15 protein-coding genes are annotated in these 16298 nt (G+C 56.3%); 10 read left to right on the top strand and 5 right to left on the bottom strand.

The annotated features are described in order from the left end of the window. Window positions 1–95: 95 nt before the first annotated feature. From ACIPR4_RS22925 to metH, 4 genes are all read left to right on the top strand, one after another. Window positions 96–281, top strand: a complete 186-nt coding sequence (locus tag ACIPR4_RS22925; protein WP_041586036.1) for a hypothetical protein — start codon at window positions 96–98, stop codon at window positions 279–281. Beyond that, window positions 242–490, top strand: a complete 249-nt coding sequence (locus ACIPR4_RS22930) for an L-lactate permease (protein ID WP_222829275.1) — start codon at window positions 242–244, stop codon at window positions 488–490. Before ACIPR4_RS22925 ends, ACIPR4_RS22930 begins: the two co-directional genes overlap by 40 nt. Before the next feature lie 198 nt (window positions 491–688). Continuing rightward, window positions 689–1819 carry a homocysteine S-methyltransferase family protein gene (locus ACIPR4_RS10410; RefSeq protein WP_049781122.1) on the top strand — a complete coding sequence of 377 codons (1131 nt, stop codon included), beginning with the start codon at window positions 689–691 and terminating at the stop codon, window positions 1817–1819. Continuing rightward, window positions 1816–4548 (top strand): methionine synthase, encoded by a 2733-nt coding sequence (gene metH, locus ACIPR4_RS10415; RefSeq protein ID WP_013568626.1) that lies wholly within the window; start codon window positions 1816–1818, stop codon window positions 4546–4548. Before ACIPR4_RS10410 ends, metH begins: the two co-directional genes overlap by 4 nt. Window positions 4549–4556: 8 nt before the next feature. On the opposite strand, the gene ACIPR4_RS10420 is transcribed toward metH, so the two are convergent. After that, window positions 4557–5171, bottom strand: coding sequence for a response regulator (locus ACIPR4_RS10420; RefSeq protein ID WP_013568627.1), 615 nt, complete (start codon window positions 5169–5171; stop codon window positions 4557–4559). Window positions 5172–5527: 356 nt separating this feature from the next. Between ACIPR4_RS10420 and ACIPR4_RS10425 the strand changes: the two genes are divergently transcribed. Then, complete coding sequence (locus ACIPR4_RS10425; RefSeq protein WP_013568628.1) at window positions 5528–5995, top strand: DUF4126 family protein; 468 nt, start codon at window positions 5528–5530, stop codon at window positions 5993–5995. Between the two features lie 72 nt (window positions 5996–6067). On the opposite strand, the gene ACIPR4_RS10430 is transcribed toward ACIPR4_RS10425, so the two are convergent. From ACIPR4_RS10430 to ACIPR4_RS10440, 3 genes are all read right to left on the bottom strand, one after another. Next, complete coding sequence (locus ACIPR4_RS10430; RefSeq protein WP_187290280.1) at window positions 6068–9055, bottom strand: sensor histidine kinase; 2988 nt, start codon at window positions 9053–9055, stop codon at window positions 6068–6070. A 16-nt stretch (window positions 9056–9071) separates the two neighbouring features. Next, window positions 9072–10190: a LamG domain-containing protein gene (locus ACIPR4_RS22725; protein ID WP_013568630.1), complete on the bottom strand. Its 1119-nt coding sequence runs from the start codon at window positions 10188–10190 to the stop codon at window positions 9072–9074. A 170-nt stretch (window positions 10191–10360) separates the two neighbouring features. Then, window positions 10361–10918, bottom strand: a complete 558-nt coding sequence (locus tag ACIPR4_RS10440; RefSeq protein WP_187290281.1) for a hypothetical protein — start codon at window positions 10916–10918, stop codon at window positions 10361–10363. Between the two features lie 474 nt (window positions 10919–11392). Here ACIPR4_RS10440 and pqqA point away from each other — a divergent pair, with 474 nt between their 5' ends. The 5 genes from pqqA to pqqE are packed head-to-tail and all read left to right on the top strand — an operon-like array spanning window position 11393 to window position 14524. Next, complete coding sequence (gene pqqA / locus ACIPR4_RS23495) at window positions 11393–11479, top strand: pyrroloquinoline quinone precursor peptide PqqA (RefSeq protein WP_083811910.1); 87 nt, start codon at window positions 11393–11395, stop codon at window positions 11477–11479. Between the two features lie 3 nt (window positions 11480–11482). Continuing rightward, complete coding sequence (gene pqqB, locus ACIPR4_RS10445) at window positions 11483–12418, top strand: pyrroloquinoline quinone biosynthesis protein PqqB (protein ID WP_013568632.1); 936 nt, start codon at window positions 11483–11485, stop codon at window positions 12416–12418. After that, the gene (gene pqqC / locus ACIPR4_RS10450) at window positions 12415–13170 is read left to right on the top strand and encodes a pyrroloquinoline-quinone synthase PqqC (RefSeq protein ID WP_013568633.1); all 756 of its coding nucleotides are present in this window, start codon (window positions 12415–12417) and stop codon (window positions 13168–13170) included. Before pqqB ends, pqqC begins: the two co-directional genes overlap by 4 nt. Continuing rightward, window positions 13167–13433: a pyrroloquinoline quinone biosynthesis peptide chaperone PqqD gene (pqqD, locus tag ACIPR4_RS10455; RefSeq protein ID WP_013568634.1), complete on the top strand. Its 267-nt coding sequence runs from the start codon at window positions 13167–13169 to the stop codon at window positions 13431–13433. The genes pqqC and pqqD overlap by 4 nt, the downstream gene beginning before the upstream one ends. Then, window positions 13430–14524, top strand: coding sequence for a pyrroloquinoline quinone biosynthesis protein PqqE (pqqE, locus tag ACIPR4_RS10460; RefSeq protein WP_013568635.1), 1095 nt, complete (start codon window positions 13430–13432; stop codon window positions 14522–14524). Before pqqD ends, pqqE begins: the two co-directional genes overlap by 4 nt. Here the strand turns inward: pqqE and ACIPR4_RS10465 are convergent. Beyond that, window positions 14508–16097 carry a WD40 repeat domain-containing protein gene (locus ACIPR4_RS10465; RefSeq protein WP_187290282.1) on the bottom strand — a complete coding sequence of 530 codons (1590 nt, stop codon included), beginning with the start codon at window positions 16095–16097 and terminating at the stop codon, window positions 14508–14510. The genes pqqE and ACIPR4_RS10465 overlap by 17 nt on opposite strands. Window positions 16098–16298: the final 201 nt, after the last annotated feature.

A 16298-nucleotide genomic window follows, 5' to 3' on the forward strand; every position in this document is an offset into this window, starting at 1 on the left:
TTGGAGTTTTTTGTGGCTTGGTTGTTTGTCGACCTGGACCCCTCCGACATCCGTACCGTCACTTCTCCCACAAGATCAGACAGACACGGCTGCGGATGAGCCCAGTACGCTTTGGCCGCGTTCTACTTGCCGTAGTCCGTCAGCTTCTGCTTCCAACCACCACAGTCATGTCCGTGCTGGGTATCGCCTTCCTGATGAACTACTGCGGAGCCACCGCCACGCTCTCTTTGGCAATCTGCAAGTGGTCACCGCAAGTCGTCTTGGCTTCTCTTCGATTCTGATGGGTGCGGCGAACTCCTCTGGCGCGGTGATGGGCAAGATGATCAGCCTGCAGACCATTGCCATTGCTGCTGGCGCAACAAGGCTCACAGCCGGCGATCAGGTCAAGCTCTTCCGCTTCACCCTACGGCATAGCATTTGTGCTTACTTCCGTGACGGGCTGTCTGGTTCTGCTCTACGCTTATGTCTTCCATTTGAGTTCGCCCGGTAAGCGCGACCGTGCATCTTTACCCCTTCTGCGCGATCTAATCTTTTGGATTCGCGATAAAAGACATTGCTTCCAGACAGGCGGCCACGTAGCGGCCTGTTTTGCCTAACTCGATATAATGAAAGGGCAGGCCACGCCTGAGATGCGGCTGATCGAACGCGAATGAACGCGGATGCCATGCATCAAGAACGCAAGAGAAAAATGACCCTATCCCAGCTACATCCCCTTAAAAAGATCCTCCAGGATCGCATCGCCATCATCGATGGCGCGATGGGCACGACGATCCGCACCTACGGTATGACGGAAGCCGACATCCGCGGAGAGCGTTTTAAAGACTCGACGAAAGACCTGCTGAATAACGGCGACATCTTCTCCCTGACCCAGCCGGATATGATCTGCGACATCCATCGCCGTTTTCTGGAGGCCGGTGCGGACATTATCGAGACGAACACCTTCGGCGCCACCAGCATTACCCAGAGCGAGTTTTTCGTGGAAGATCCACGCGAGCACGGCGGCCGCAAAGATCCCGAGTTTTATCAGAAGATCCTTGAAGACCCGATGCTCAGCCAACTGGCCTGGGACATCAACGAGACCTCCGCACGGCAGTGCCGGGAGTGGGCCGACCGCGTCGGCAACGCAACGGGGCGTCATCGCTTTGTGGCAGGTGCGATCGGTCCGCTGACTGTCTCTCTCTCGAACTCCCCTGACGCCGATGATGCGGGCTTTCGTGTAGTCACCTTCGACCAGGTGAAGATTGCCTATATGGAGCAGATCCGCGCGCTCATGGCTGGTGGTTCGGACCTGCTTTTGGTGGAGACGATCTTCGATTCGCTGAACGCCAAAGCGGCGCTCGTCGCCATCCGTGAGGTCTTCGATCAGGACGGCAAGGAGTTGCCGGTGATGATCTCGGCGGCGGTAGGACGTGGCGGTGAGACGCTCATCTCCGCGCAGACGACGGAAGCCTTCTGGAACGCGGTGCAGCATGTTAAACCGCTGTCGGTGGGCCTTAACTGCTCTCTCGGCCCTGATCTAATGTATCCGTTTCTGAGTGAGCTTTCCGCGAAGGCCGACGTGGCGATCTCCTGCTATCCGAACGCCGGTTTGCCGAATCCCCTCTCGGAAACAGGATTCGACCTTGGGCCAGACGACATGGCACGATATCTCGGCGACTTCGCGCGCGGAGGCTTAATCAACATTGCTGGAGGATGCTGCGGTAATACGCCCGAGCACATCGCGGCAATCGCCAAAGCGCTTGAAAATCAACCACCTCGCGAGTTTGGGACCGCAGCCCTTGTGGAATCCTTTGCCGGGCGGAGCGGAACCAGAGGATGAGCGCGTCTGAAAACGATAACGTGGTTAAGGCCACGGAGACGAAGCCGCTGCGTCTTTCAGGATCGCAACCCTTCACCCAGCAGCCCGGTGTCTTCATCATGCTCGGCGAGCGGACGAATGTGGCCGGTTCGCCCAAGTTCGCAAAGCTGATTAAAGAAGGCAAGTACGAAGAAGCCGTGAGCGTGGCTCGACAACAGGTCGAGAATGGCGCCAACGTCATCGACATCTGCATGGACGAGGGCATGATCGACGGCGTCGTCGCCATGACGCGCTATCTACAACTGCTGGCAAGTGAACCCGAAGTAGCCAAAGTGCCGTTCATGGTGGACTCCTCCAAGTGGGAGGTCATCGAGGCCGGGCTCAAGTGCTTGCAGGGCAAAGGTATCGTCAATTCCATCTCGCTGAAAGAAGGCGAAGACAAGTTCCGTCAGAACGCGGCTGCCGTTCTGAAGTATGGCGCCGCGGTGGTCGTAATGGCCTTCGATGAACAGGGCCAGGCTGCGACCTTCGAGGAGAAGATTCGCATCTGCGAACGGGCCTACCGGATCCTGGTCGACGAGGTGGACTTTCCGCCCGAAGACATCATCTTCGATCCGAACATCCTCACTGTCGCCACCGGCATGGAGGAACACAATAATTACGCCGTGGACTTCATCAACGCCACGCGTTGGATCAAAGCGAACCTCCCACATGCGAAGGTCAGCGGTGGCGTTTCGAATATCTCGTTCAGCTTTCGCGGCAACAACAAGGTGCGCGAAGCCATGCACTCCGCGTTTCTCTATCACGCGATTGGCGCGGGCATGGATATGGGCATCGTCAATGCCGGCATGCTCGAGTTGTACGAAGAGATCGACCCTGAACTGAAGGTACTGGTTGAAGATGTTCTGCTTAACCGTCGACCCGATGCCACCGAACGTCTGGTGGAGTTCGGCGAATCGCTCAAGAACGTCGGCGTGGCGGTCAGCGAGAAGAAGGCCGAAGAGTGGCGTAACGGCACGGTGGAAGAGCGTCTCTCGCACGCCCTTGTGCGGGGCATCGACGCCTACATCGAAATCGACGCCGAGGAAGCGCGCGTCAAGCTTGGCCGTCCTCTTCTGGTAATCGAAGGGCCCTTGATGGCCGGGATGAGCGTGGTCGGCGACCTCTTCGGAGCGGGCAAGATGTTCCTGCCCCAGGTGGTCAAGTCCGCCCGTGTGATGAAGAAGGCAGTAGCCCACCTGACGCCGTTCATGGAAGCCGAGAAAGCCGCGCTCCTCGCGTCCGGCCAGGAGGTCAAGGCACAGGGCAAGATCGTGCTCGCAACGGTGAAGGGTGACGTGCACGACATCGGCAAGAACATCGTCGGCGTAGTGCTCGCGTGCAACAACTTCGAGGTCATCGACATGGGGGTGATGGTCTCCTCGGAAAAAATCCTCGAACGCGCCAAGACCGAGAAGGCAGACATCATCGGGCTCAGCGGCTTGATCACGCCCTCGCTCGACGAGATGGTACACGTTGCCAAGGAGATGGAGAGGCAGGGTTTCAAGTTGCCACTGTTAGTTGGTGGCGCAACGACCAGCCGCGCACACACTGCAGTAAAAATTGCGCCGCATTACAGCCAGCCCGTTGTGCATGTTCTGGATGCCAGCCGGGCAGTACCCGTGACGACCAGCCTTCTCAGCGAGGATGGCAAAGCGGATTTTGTTATAAAACATCGCGCAGACTACGAGGCGCTGCGCAAAGCCCACTCCGCACCACGCCATCAGATCACTCCGCTGGCAACTGCTCGTGCAAGACGTACCCCCATCGAGTGGCGCATTGAAGATCTTGCTGTGCCAGCATTTACCGGTGTGCGCGTGCTGGACAAATTTCCCCTGGCGACGCTGCGCGATTTTATCGACTGGTCACCGTTCTTTCACACCTGGGGTCTGAAAGGCATCTACCCTCGTATTCTCGACGATGAGCGGCAGGGCGCGCAAGCGCGCCAGGTCTTTACGGAAGGCAATGCGCTTCTGGACACCATCATCAAGAAGAACCTGATCACGGCACGTGGCGTCTACGGCTTCTTCCCCGCCAATGCGGTCGGCGATGATGTGGAACTCTATACCGACGAGACACGCACAGAAGTCCTCCAGACGTTTCACTTCCTTCGCCAGCAGGCAAACCGAGAAGGCACCGAACCCTGCCGATCGCTTGCCGACTTTATCGCTCCGAAGGAGACAGGACTGCCCGATTACATTGGTGGATTTGCGGTCACCAGCGGAATGGGTCTGAAAGAAGTTTGCGACGCGTTCAGAGCGGACAACGACGACTACAACGCCATCATGGCCGAAGCTATCGCCGATCGCTTGGCGGAAGCGTTTGCCGAGTGCCTCCACAAGCGCGTGCGGGACGAGTGGGGTTACGGTCTGGATGAAAATCTGAGCCCTGAGGAGTGCATTCACGAGAAATATCGGGGAATTCGTCCTGCTCCCGGATATCCTGCCTGCCCGGACCACACGGAGAAGAGTGCCCTATGGGACCTGCTTAACGCGGAAGCGAACACGGGTATCTTTCTCACGGAGTCGTTCGCGATGTGGCCGGGATCCAGCGTCAGCGGAATCTACTTCGGTCATCCAAAATCGCGGTACTTCAGCCTGGGTAAGATCGACCGCGACCAGGTCGCCGATTATCACGAGCGCAAGGGAATGACCGTGGCAGAGGTAGAAAAATGGCTCGGTCAGAATCTGAACTACGACGCCGACGAATAATATCCGACCTAGGAATCAAGAAACCCGCGGTTGAGCGCAATCATGACGGCATGGGTTCGGTCGTTCGCGCCAAGCTTCGACAGGATGTTCTTGAGATGGCCCTTGATCGTGTGTTCGGAGAGATCTAAATCCGAAGCGATGACCTTATTCGAGTGGCCCGCCGAAACGTGACGAAGCACCTCGACCTCACGCGGGGAGAGCGCTTCGTCTCCGGCATGCTCTGCCATCATCGCGGCAATCTCGGCAGGAACCCGCCGGATTCCTGCGTGGACGGAACGAATCGTGTCCACCAGTTCGGCACGCAGCATGTTCTTGAGCAAGTAGCCGCTGGCCCCAGCCTTGAATGCCTTCAGGGCCTGCACATCTCCAGCGTAGGTGGTCAGGATGATGATGCGCGCCTTGGGATAGTCCTGACGGATCGCGACGATCGCTTCTATTCCGCTCTTCCGTGGGAGTCTGAGATCCATCACGGTGACATCTGGCAGATGCTTGCGAAACTCCACGATAGCCTGTTCACCATCCGCGGCTTCGGCCACTACTTCCATTCCCGGTTGTGCGTTGATTACGCTGCTGATTCCAGCGCGCAGGAGGGGATGGTCATCTACGGTAAGAATGCGGAGCATCGGTCTTTTACCTCTCCATACGGAAATTTTTGCTTCCGTAAGATTGCGCTCGACGTATAAGTCAAGTATAGCGAGGAACAGAGGGGATGCGCTCTCAAAGAGTGGTTCCGGGAGACAGGTCGATCGAGGGGACCGGCAGAAAAGTAAGGACGGAATCTCCCTAACTCCAGAGATCACCTGTCATTCCTAAACATTACGTTTGCACAGCCTGGTCGCAGGTCATACCCCGAAAGAGCCATTTGGACCCACCTCTTCATAGTCTGCAAAAGAGTGTGCTTTCTCTTTACATTTGAGACAGTTCTGAGGTCTGGCTCAAGACAACATCTGTCTTCAACGGACATCAGAGGGGAGTTTCAATGTCTTTGATTGTTCTAGCCTTCTTTATTGGCGTCGTTGCGGGTCTGCGCGCACTTACACCCCTGGCCGCGGTCAGTTGGGCGGCCCGCTTTGGATGGCTTCCTCTTGGAGGAAGCTGGTTGGCCTTTATGGGGTACACCTGGACTCCGTGGGTGCTTTCGCTCCTCGCCTTGGGAGAACTTTTCAATGACAAACTGCCGAAGACCCCCAGCCGCAAGGTGCCCGCCCAGTTCGCGACGCGCATTGTTACGGGAGCGGTCGCGGGAGCTGCCTTTGGTATCGCTACATCATCCAGCATCGTAGGCGCGATTGCTGGAGCGCTTGGCGCGGTTGCAGGAACGCTCGGCGGAGCAGAAGCCCGCAGCCGCCTGACCAACGCTATCGGGGGGAAAGATCTTCCAATAGCACTACTAGAAGATTTCATCACTGTGATGAGTGCTCTGCTAATCGTCAGACAACTCGCATAACTCACGCCGCTAGCAACTATTCAGCCCCACGGTACAGCCCTGCAGATATCGACAATCGACAGCGTATCTCCACTACATCCTGCCAAGACCGGTGGACGCCAGCTTGCGATCCCTCATGTCATCGTGAAAGGCGATTGCGGCAGGAATCGTCAAGACCACACGCGTTCCCTGCCCTGGGCGACTTTCTATGTGCAACCGTGCGCCCATGCGCGCCGCTCTCTCTCGCATTCCCTGCAAGCCCCAGTGCTCCGGGCGTCCACGATGGATCATCGCGGCGTCCATCCCGCGACCATCGTCAATCACCGAAAGAGTGAGGCGTGCGCTACTGTACTCGAAGCGCACGGTGATCTGTCGCGCCTGAGAATGCCGCCAGGCGTTGATGACCGCCTCTCGTCCGATACGCCACACTTCCTCGTAGACGGCAGCACGCAGTGAGCGTAACTCTCCCTCTACAACCACGGAGTAGCCTGCTGCATCTTCGGCGCCTAATTCGGAGATCAGTTCCCGGAACATCTGCTCCAAACCACGCCGCGTGCCATGGAAGGTGCGCAATCCCTTCACCGCGTTCCGCCCCTCCTCAATCACCTTTTCCATCATCTGCAATACGGTTTGCAGAGAGCCTTGAATCGGTGACTGCGGCGGCATGCTTTCGGCTGTGACGTGGAGGTGCAGGGAGGCGCTGATAAATCCCTGCAGAAGCGTGTCGTGCAGTTCACGTGCAATCCGTGTGCGTTCGATCAGCCTCTCTTCAAACCGCATGTTGGCCTGCACAATCAGGTAGCGCATACGGGCACGGTAGATCCATACTGCCATGAGCAGAAGGATACCGACGCAGGCGATTTCAAACTCCCACCGTTGCCACAAAAGTGGCTGTACATATAAGGAAACGGCACTTTCTACCGGGTTCCATTGGCCATCCATATTGGCCGCAACGACGCGAAACTTGTACTTGCCAGGAACGAGATTCGTATAGACCGCTTCCCTCCCCTCCATCGGTGGACTCCATTTTTTATCGAAGCCATCGAGCCTGTATCGGAAGCGAACACGCTCTGGCGAGCGGAGATCCAGTCCCGCATAGTTGAAGGTCAGACGATGTGCTCCGGCCGGAATACGCACCTCTCCTGACGTAGGTAAGGCCACTCCGTCGGACATCACACCCTCCACCTGTGGGATCGCAATCGGGCTGGGACGCGACACACTGGGCGAACTCGCAGAAAGCCCTCGGTTCGTGGTAATCCAGATGTTTCCGGCAACATCCGCCACAACCGAGCGGTTGCGTCGCACACCCTCGGTACTGTGGATCCCATCTTGCATGCCATAGCTGCGAAATGCCCCGGCCACGAGAGGAAGCTGCAGAAGTGCGCTGCGGCGAACACTCAACACGCGCATCGTCGTCGCAAGCCAGAGAAGTCCTTGTCGATCTAAAGCAATCCCTACGACCGTCTCTGGAGAACGAAGTGGAACATCGATCCTTCGAATCTGTCCTTTGTCTGCGAACGAAAACCCTCCCGTGGTCCCTACCCAGACTCCACCCTGAGGATCCGCGAGGAGAGAAACAACGTCAGAAGAAGCAAGTCCGTCAGTTGTACCGTAGCTCTTCACCGCAAGACCATGGAGCGCGGAGAGGCCTCGAGGCGTTGCGAACCACATGGTTCCGTCTGAGCCCTCTTCGATCGCAGCTACCGTATTCGAGATCAGACCATTGCCAACGTCGAACGGATGAAACTTGCCTCCCTGAAAGTGACTCGCTCCGGATGTAAGTGTTCCCATCCAAAGACTTCCATCCCTGTTCAGATGGACCGCGTACACGCTGTTCTCTGCTAACCCGTTGGCTGTGGTCCAGGTCTTAGCCTTGATGATGTCTCCAACTGCATCCAGGCGGGTCAGACCTCCCCGCTGTCGCCCAAGCCAGATCTCATCTCCTCTGCCATCGATCGAATAAACAATATCCTTATCCAGACCTGCGGTTACAACTGGATGCGTGATTCCATCACGCATCCAGTAAAGCCCCCCAGTAAGCGGAGCAAACCAGGTGCGTCCCCGGCTGTCTGCATACACGGGACCATATTGATCTCCTGCTGCTTCTTCGGGATTGCCATAGGTAGTCAGAGGGCTATCGCGCAGACGCTCCAGGTTACCTCCGCTTCCAAACCACAGATTACCTTCGCGATCCTCAAAGACCGCAGTTACTGCGGTACCTCGATCCCTGGCATCTCGTGGCATCCATTGCGCTCCGCGGGAGTTATACCTTATAAGTCCGCGCGAACTTCCGATCCAGAGATTTCCATCGCGGTCCTGCACAATCGTCAGGATCTGAAGCGAATTCATCTCCGCCGGAAGAACATCGCTCACGGTCTTGTGCCCATCCCAATGGGCCAGGCCGCCGTCTGTACCAATCCACAGTTGACTAGACGACGTTGCCAGCAAGGAATTGACCTTCAAATCCGGGATTCCTTGGTTCATCACGTTGAGAGTATTGTGGCTCCAGTTCAGAAGACCGTTCTCTCTCGTTCCTAACCAGAGATCGTCAGTAGTTTGCACAATCGCCAGAGTCAGGGATTCGGCATTTCTGTGGATCTGCTGTATTCCCTTTTCCGTCACCTGCACAAGGCCATAGGAAAGGCCGGAAGCAAAGATCCCTTCTCCTAGAGGCTTGCCTATTGCTGTAACTGTGGACTCGCCCTGCTCGGGAGACAACAGTGATTTGAAGGAACCGTTCTTGTAACGAAGAACCCGGGAGTCTTCGGTGCGCACCCACAAAGCTCCGCCAGAATCCACGATCAGATTCAAAACGTGGCGGATAGGGGCAAGGCCTTCACTATGCGGCTGTATCTCTTCAAAACGAAACCCGTCGAAGCGCAGTAGATTCTCATCCGTTCCAACCCAAAGGTACCCATCCGGCGTCTGTGCGATCGCATTGATGCGTATCGCCGTAGAGCCGGATTCCACTTGCCATTGCTGACGGAGATATTGTCCGACAGCGCGCGAAGGATCGATGGCATGGGCTTGCTCTTGCCGAAACAAAAACAGCAAAATCACGCCGATGGTTCTGTAGTTCAACCGAAGACCAGTTCGTTTAAGGAAGGAACTGGAACCTGTCAATGACAACCTCCGCTCCGTGCTCCAGGGGAACCTTGGGAAATCCAAATTCGCATAAATTAATGTAGGTTCTTTCACCTGTCGGCGCAGGAACTCCTGTGTTGAAGGTCCAGACCGCCACCGGCTTGCCGTTCTGGCTGGCGCCATGTGCAGTCGAAAAAGATGCGCTGCCCGGCGACCATCGAAAACCGGTCGACACACTTCCTTTAGGTATCTCGAACCTGTAGACATTAGACGGGACTTGGTAAGGTTGAATCACATACTCACCGTTTTTGGTCTCCGGATTCCCCCACCGGCTGACATGGATGTCCATTTCGGTGTATTTCATATCCGTCGAGTTCTCGTCTCGCGTGAAAAGGCCCAACGTCGCCGCAGGTTCCATATTTTGAACGGTCTCGAGCATGAACTGGTAAGACCCGTATCCGAGACTTCGTGTCGTTCTCGCCTCGGCACAAACCCACTGGGTGCCTTCGCGTGAGATGCGGAGATGCATGGCGCCTTTGTCGTCCAGCCAGACATTGCCCGGCTTATAGTTATGCGCTAGTCCACCTTCAGGGCTGGATACCGCGCGCACCTCCCAGTCATATCCGCTGAAGTGAAGTATTTTGGAAGAAAAACTAGGTAGTTGCGATCCTGAGGCCGCGGGGACTATAGCTTTTGCGATGACATGCTTGTTGCGATCGGGCAAAGAAAAGATCACTGCATCTGCATCGTAGTCTCCCCGCACGAGCACAGCCGCATACTCCAATCCCAGGTGCGTCATTGACGTCCAAGTTCCATCCTCTTTAATCTTCGTAAACGGCATGCGAGAAATCGGCTGAATCCACCATCGGTTGCCGGAATGCGCATACAGCACCACTCTATCCCCTTGTTTAAACCCCATCACCCTGCCACTGATCGCACCGCTTGTATTGGGACCGCCGAAGCTGGCCCCCGGGACTTGAGTAAAGACGATGGATGGCTTTTGCCGCGAGCATCCCCCAAAAACGAGGAAGGGCAAGGCAACCAGGACTCGGCCCAATGTCGCCATCTTCTTTCTGGAATTGCGCAGAGTGGAAGTCTCCATACAGGACAGTATCAATTCGAAATATGCCATTGTTATTGAACACCTTGAGGAAGCATTCTGCATCCTCCAATTCATGTTTTCTTTATGTGACAAGTCTCTGTGCTCTCTTGATCTGCGACAGTCTGCATATCTGATCGAACAGGCGTACAGGTCCAAATAGCGTCAGGATCGTGCTGAAAGATCGCCTCTCGGCGATGAAGTTATTCGGCGACAGCGTGTGAGAGAAGATGCCAAAGATGAGTTGAACCCATCGGAATCCGCACCTCGTAAAGGGTAGCGATGAGCAAGAAGGCCCAAAGAGTCGATTTCTGAATTCGTCGAGTCGAGACGAGATCATAAAAGCCAGGAAAGAAAAGAAAGCCAAAATAGACATACGTATGCGCTGAGAAGTGCATCCGCATCTGCTCATAGGGCCACCGATCAAATGCGGCATCCATAAGGCTCAGGGTAGCGTAGAGGACCAGCCGCTTATGCGCGCTAGGACGATGGCGAGCCCTATAGGAAGAAAAGATCACGATGCCGAACGCAACCATATCCATGATCGAAATGGCGAAGGAAACACTTAGGTCGAAGGAACCAATTCCAACACCGCGTCGAAGTGAATCGATTGCTGCGAGTACACCGAAGAGAACCACGAGTGCGGCTACACCATAACTCACCAGTCCCAGCTTGCGGTGCCAACGCACGCGTCCTGCAGGAATAAGAAATGTCTGGACCAACAACACGACAAACCAGAGCGAAAAGATCACTCCATGCACGTGGATCATCCTGCTCGGCAAAGGGGCATGAACGAAACCTGCAAAATAATAGCTTCGAGCGAACCCCAGCACGACCGAACCGGTCAACAGGACTACCATCCCACCAAAGAAGATTCGGTCGCATCTTGCAGTGACGTTTTGACCTAAGCGGGATGACAAGACCTGGGACATGGCAAAAGTGGATTGCGCGGAACGGCCTTACAGCTTGCTCATATCGCTGAGGTGCTGGACAGTCGCAGATTCTTCCCTTTCATAAGCCGCCAGCCAGCAAAACAACCGAAGGCATCCGTTTATTCCCTTTTGTGAGCTTAAAATCCACTGATGAATCAACGAGCTTCCCAAGTTCACCAATGAGTAAAGCCATGGCGCTTATTACTCAGAAGACATGACAATCTGCGGCTCTGAATGGGTTAAGATCACGGCAGTGATCGTCGCACCGTTCACTGCGGTCAATCTAAACATGGAGATTTAACGATGAAGACGAAGGAATGGACCCGCCCCGATTTCGAGGAAGTAACCCTCGGATGTGAAGTTACCGCCTACGCGCCCACGGAGCTCTAACGGATGTTGCACTTCAAACTGCTGGGGACGGCCGCCGGTGGCGGCTTTCCCCAATGGAACTGCGCCTGCCAGTTGTGCGATCTATGCCGGAAACAGCCCTTGCGCGCTGCAGCCCGGCTACAACTTCAGTCGGCAATTTCGAGCGACGGAGAAAATTGGTTCCTTCTCAATGCCTCCCCTGATCTTCGTTCTCAGATCGAAGCGACCCCCGAGCTTCAGCCGGTAGCAACGAAAGGTCAACGCAATACGCCGATTCGAGCCATCATCCTGACAAGTGCAGATCTCGATCAAGTACTCGGCCTTTTACTGCTCCGCGAATTCCAACCGCTGCTCGTTTACGCGACCTCAGTGGTCCGCCAGACGCTGCAGGCCAATAGTTTCTTCCGTATGCTCGATCGCCTTCCGGGTCAGATTACTTGGATCGACATCCGCCCTAATGAGTCTTTTCCACTCGCGGACTCGCAGATCGTGTGCACCCCGATTCCACTGCCCGGCGCGCTTCCCTTCTATGCCTCTACAATTCCCGGTGCACCGGAGGGCGAAGCCAGCATTGGCCTTCTCCTGGAGTGCGAGGGCAAGCGTATTGCCTACACACCCAGCGTCCCCGAGGTCACGGACAACCTGCGCCACCTCTACCGTTCCTGCGAAGCCATCATGATGGACGCTACCTTCTGGAGCGATACGGAACTAAACCGCCTGCAGACCGGAACCCCGCTGGCCCGCTCCATCGGGCACGTCCCTCTCGGGGGCGAAGATGGCACACTGGCCCTGCTAAGCAATATAAACGTCCCGACTAAAGTGCTCATTCACATCAACAACAGCAATCCCATTCTCGATCCACTGAGCGCGGAACACGAAGAGACACTCCGGGCCGGTTGGCAGATCGGTCACGACGGTTGGGAGCTAACGCTCCACCCATCCTCGAAGGCGGCGGCATGAATCTTCTTTCTAAAGACGAGCTCCATCAGCGACTGCTGAGCGTGGGTTCAGACCGCTACCACCACTTGCATCCGTTCCACCTCAAGATGCACCGCGGCGAACTGACCAAGGGTCAACTACAGGCCTGGGCGCTCAATCGCTACTACTACCAGAGCCGTATCCCTATCAAGGACGCTCTCGTGCTTTCCAAGTCGGACGATCCGAACTTCCGCCGCGCATGGCGAAAGCGCATTCTGGATCACGATGGCGATCATGATGGCTACGGTGGCATCGAAAAATGGCTTCTACTCGCAGAAGCCGCGGGACTTTCACGGAGGGAGGTCATCTCCTGCACCGGCGTTCTGCCGGGCGTTCGCTATGCCGTCGATGCTTACCTTGGGCTTGTCCGGGACAACTCCCTTCTGGTCGCAGTGGCTTCCTCACTCACGGAACTCTTCTCACGCAACCTCATCTCTCTACGCATGGACCAGATGAGGAAGCACTATCCGTATCTGACATCCGGATTGGCTTACTTTGTCGACCGGCTCACGCAGGCCCCTGAAGATGCGGCCTTCGCTCTCGACTACGTATCCACACATGCCGCCACGCGCGCGGAACAGGAAGCTGTGGTCGCGGCACTGGAAGCCAAGTGCGCGATCCTCTGGGCGCAACTGGACGCGATTGATTATGCCTATGTCACGCCCGGAAACATTCCGCCCGGCTGCTTCGTCCCCCAGGAAGAGATTACGAACGCACTGAAGGAGCAGCGATGAACCTCGACTCCGTTCCAAGACTTTCTCTCGGTTGCCGATTGCATCCCGGTGGAGAGGCTCTGCTGATCCCTGAGGGAGCGCTCAACCTGAAGGGCCCCGCGCGTGAAGTGCTTGCTCGTCTTGACGGCAAGCGCAGCATCGCCGAGATCGCGGCCGATCTGCTGGGAGAGTTTCCTGGAGTGCCTGCGGAACTGATTCAGCAGGACGTCCTCGCTCTTCTGGAACGGATGCAACAACGCGGTGTGATCCGCTATGAGCCGTGACCGGCTTCCAACAATCCGGGAAGCTTCTGCCACCACCATTTTCGCTTATCGCCGAATTGACGCATCGTTGTCCTCTGCATTGCCTCTACTGCTCGAATCCGATCGAGATGCAACGCGCAGAGGATGAGCTCTCCACCAAGGACTGGATCCAAGTCTTCCGGCAGGCCGCTCTGCTCGGGATTCTGCATGTTCATTTCACCGGCGGAGAACCACTGGCGCGCAAGGATCTTCCAGAACTGATTCGAGCCGCCCGTGAGGCTGGGCTCTACGTCAACATGATTACGTCCGGTATTGGTCTTACCGAGGCCCGCCTCGCCACCCTGGTGGAAGCGGGTCTGGATCATCTACAACTGAGCCTTCAGGACCTTGAGGAAGTCACGGCGAATCATGTTGCGGGCGCACGTGCGCACGCGATCAAGCTCGCGCTGATTCCGATCATCAAACGCTTCTCCATTGGTTTTACGATGAATCTGGTGGTACACCGTCTTAACCTCGACCGGCTGGAAGAGTTCATCGCATTAGCAGAGACCCTTGGCCCGGATCGGTTAGAGATCGCACACGTTCAGTATTATGGCTGGGCCCTCAAGAATCGCAATCTTCTGATGCCCACGGAAGAACAGGTTCGTCGCTCTGGTCCGATCGTGGAAGCAGCAAAGAAACGGCTTGCAGGGAAAATCCATCTGGAAGCCGTTGTACCTGATTACTTCGGAAGCTATCCCAAGGCTTGCATGGGAGGCTGGGGAAAGCAGGCGATGCTCATCGATCCCATCGGCCAGGCGCTTCCCTGCCATGCGGCGGCGGTGATCCCGGATATACACTTTCAGAACGTCCGAACGGAAGATCTCTCTTCCATCTGGAATTTCTCTTCCGCCTTCCAGCGCTTTCGTGGCGATGCCTGGATGTCAGAGGAGTGCCGGAGTTGCGCGCGCAAGGAGCTGGACTTCGGCGGATGCCGCTGCCAGGCCATGCTCCTCACCAACGATCCAAACGCGATGGACCCGGTTTGCCAGCACAGCCCGCAGCACGCGCTCATGCAGGAACTTCGCCAGCCTGTTCTCACGACGGAGCCGTTTCCTATCTGGCGAGAGTAGATGGGGTTTTTTGAATCCCTGCCCGAGTCCCATCAAGTACGGATGTGCCAGATGGATTACCGCCTAGTGCTTTTCGCAAGGCTGCGATCCTGATTACCCAGTCGGGATGATCCTGGGACAGCTCCGCCGCGTACTGAAGGGAGTCTTTGTCGCCAACCTCAATGAGAGAGTCGACGTACTGTTTGAGCGTTATGGTATTCCACGGCGATATAGGGCGAACGCCACTCTCGGTAAAGTACCAACGGCCAAAGGTCGACCACGGATCCGTGTCCTTCGAGGCGAGAAGCTGTAAACGAAGGCGCTTGATCTTTTCCAGATCGGGAACATGGGCGTTGTACTTCGTCTGGGTGGAAGCGTACTCCGCAAGATCGGCGACCCAAGTTGGAGTTGGGCCCGTGGGCGGTATGTCGAAGACTTGGACGGTCGTACCTTCGGAGACCATCAAAGAAGAACTGTTGGGACTGAAGACAGCTGTGGACGCAACGCCGGGGGTGCGTATGGGAAGGAAAACCTGCTCCCCACTGGTGGCGTCCCAAACGCGGGTCGCTCGATCAACGGCAGTCGTCACCACAAAATTGCCGTCGGGGCTAAAGGCCCCACGAACAACTCCGGCACCATGCTGAAGCGGTGGCGTAATCGGCTCACCGGTCTTCGCATCCCATACACGTGCGGTGTGATCCAGAGAAGTCGTCAACACGCGCGTGGCATCGTGATTGAAGGCAGCGGCTTCGATGGAGGCGCCATGAGAGAAGCTGAAACCCGTAGGTAGATGCGTCCTTGCGTCCCAGATCTTCGCCGTGTGGTCTGCGGAAGCAGTCAGAACGGTGTTGCCATCGGCACTGAAGACGGCGGTAAGAACAAGATTGTTCTGTCGCATGGGGTTGGGTAGATGCGCTCCAGTCTTCGCGTCGAGGATATCGGCCATATTCTCCGAGGTTGCGACCACGGCGTGCGCGCTATCGGGGCTGAAGGCCACAGACACAGCATCGCCACGGTAGCCGATGATTGGCGAAACGGGCTGTCCCGTTTCTGCATTCCAAAGACGTACCTTACCATCGGTCGAGAGCGTCGCTACCAATTTGCCGTCGGGGCTGAAGTGCGCCAAAGGAATGCCCTCTTTCAAATACATGGGAGTACCGATCGGACGCGCGGTCTCGATGTCCCAGACGAGTGCGGTACCATCTTCTGATCCGGTCACTACGCGTCTTCCGTCCGGACTAAACTCCGCTGTGAACACACGGGCAGCATGCTGTAGTGAAGGTCTAAGCTGGCGCCCACTGTATGCATCCCAGATCCGCGCCGTGTGGTCTGCCGACGTAGTCACGATCTTTGAGCCATCCGGGCTGTACGCCGCGTGTGTAATCACGCCTGTATGTCCGCGCAGAATGAGACGGCTGTTGGCTCGCTGCTCAGTCAGCAGTTGAAAGGCAAGGCCGGAAGCAGAATTGTCTTGGCTCTGGATTCGAAGACTTTCCGCTAACCGATGCAGAGCCTCCGGCTTGCTACCATCCTCCGCTAGCCGAAGAGCGAGGAGAAAGTCGATATAAGCCTCGGAAGCGCTAGCTGTTTGCACTCGTGCAGCGAGAGGAGAGGCATGATATGCAACGGGCTTCGCGGAAGGGAGGCTCTGCGTTTGCAAAAACTGTCCTCTAGAGAGAATCTCCATCACGGCAAAAGTAAAAAGCGTCAGCCTTGCACGTGATGAAAGGAGGGGAAACCTTTTGACGGAGTAAGTCATGTATGTCCTTCTTCCATCGATCGATGTCGGTTCGAG

Source organism: Terriglobus saanensis SP1PR4 (assembly GCF_000179915.2).
Lineage (GTDB): Bacteria > Acidobacteriota > Terriglobia > Terriglobales > Acidobacteriaceae > Terriglobus > Terriglobus saanensis.

Excerpts from the sequence above, each read along its gene's own strand:
- ACIPR4_RS22925 (WP_041586036.1), top strand. The coding sequence starts at position 96 with ATGAGCCCAGTACGCTTTGGCCGCGTTCTACTTGCCGTAGTCCGTCAG.
- ACIPR4_RS10410 (WP_049781122.1), top strand. The coding sequence starts at position 689 with ATGACCCTATCCCAGCTACATCCCCTTAAAAAGATCCTCCAGGATCGC.
- metH (WP_013568626.1), top strand. The coding sequence starts at position 1,816 with ATGAGCGCGTCTGAAAACGATAACGTGGTTAAGGCCACGGAGACGAAG.
- ACIPR4_RS10420 (WP_013568627.1), bottom strand. The coding sequence starts at position 5,171 with ATGCTCCGCATTCTTACCGTAGATGACCATCCCCTCCTGCGCGCTGGA.
- ACIPR4_RS10425 (WP_013568628.1), top strand. The coding sequence starts at position 5,528 with ATGTCTTTGATTGTTCTAGCCTTCTTTATTGGCGTCGTTGCGGGTCTG.
- ACIPR4_RS22725 (WP_013568630.1), bottom strand. The coding sequence starts at position 10,190 with ATGGCATATTTCGAATTGATACTGTCCTGTATGGAGACTTCCACTCTG.
- pqqA (WP_083811910.1), top strand. The coding sequence starts at position 11,393 with ATGAAGACGAAGGAATGGACCCGCCCCGATTTCGAGGAAGTAACCCTC.
- pqqB (WP_013568632.1), top strand. The coding sequence starts at position 11,483 with ATGTTGCACTTCAAACTGCTGGGGACGGCCGCCGGTGGCGGCTTTCCC.
- pqqC (WP_013568633.1), top strand. The coding sequence starts at position 12,415 with ATGAATCTTCTTTCTAAAGACGAGCTCCATCAGCGACTGCTGAGCGTG.
- pqqD (WP_013568634.1), top strand. The coding sequence starts at position 13,167 with ATGAACCTCGACTCCGTTCCAAGACTTTCTCTCGGTTGCCGATTGCAT.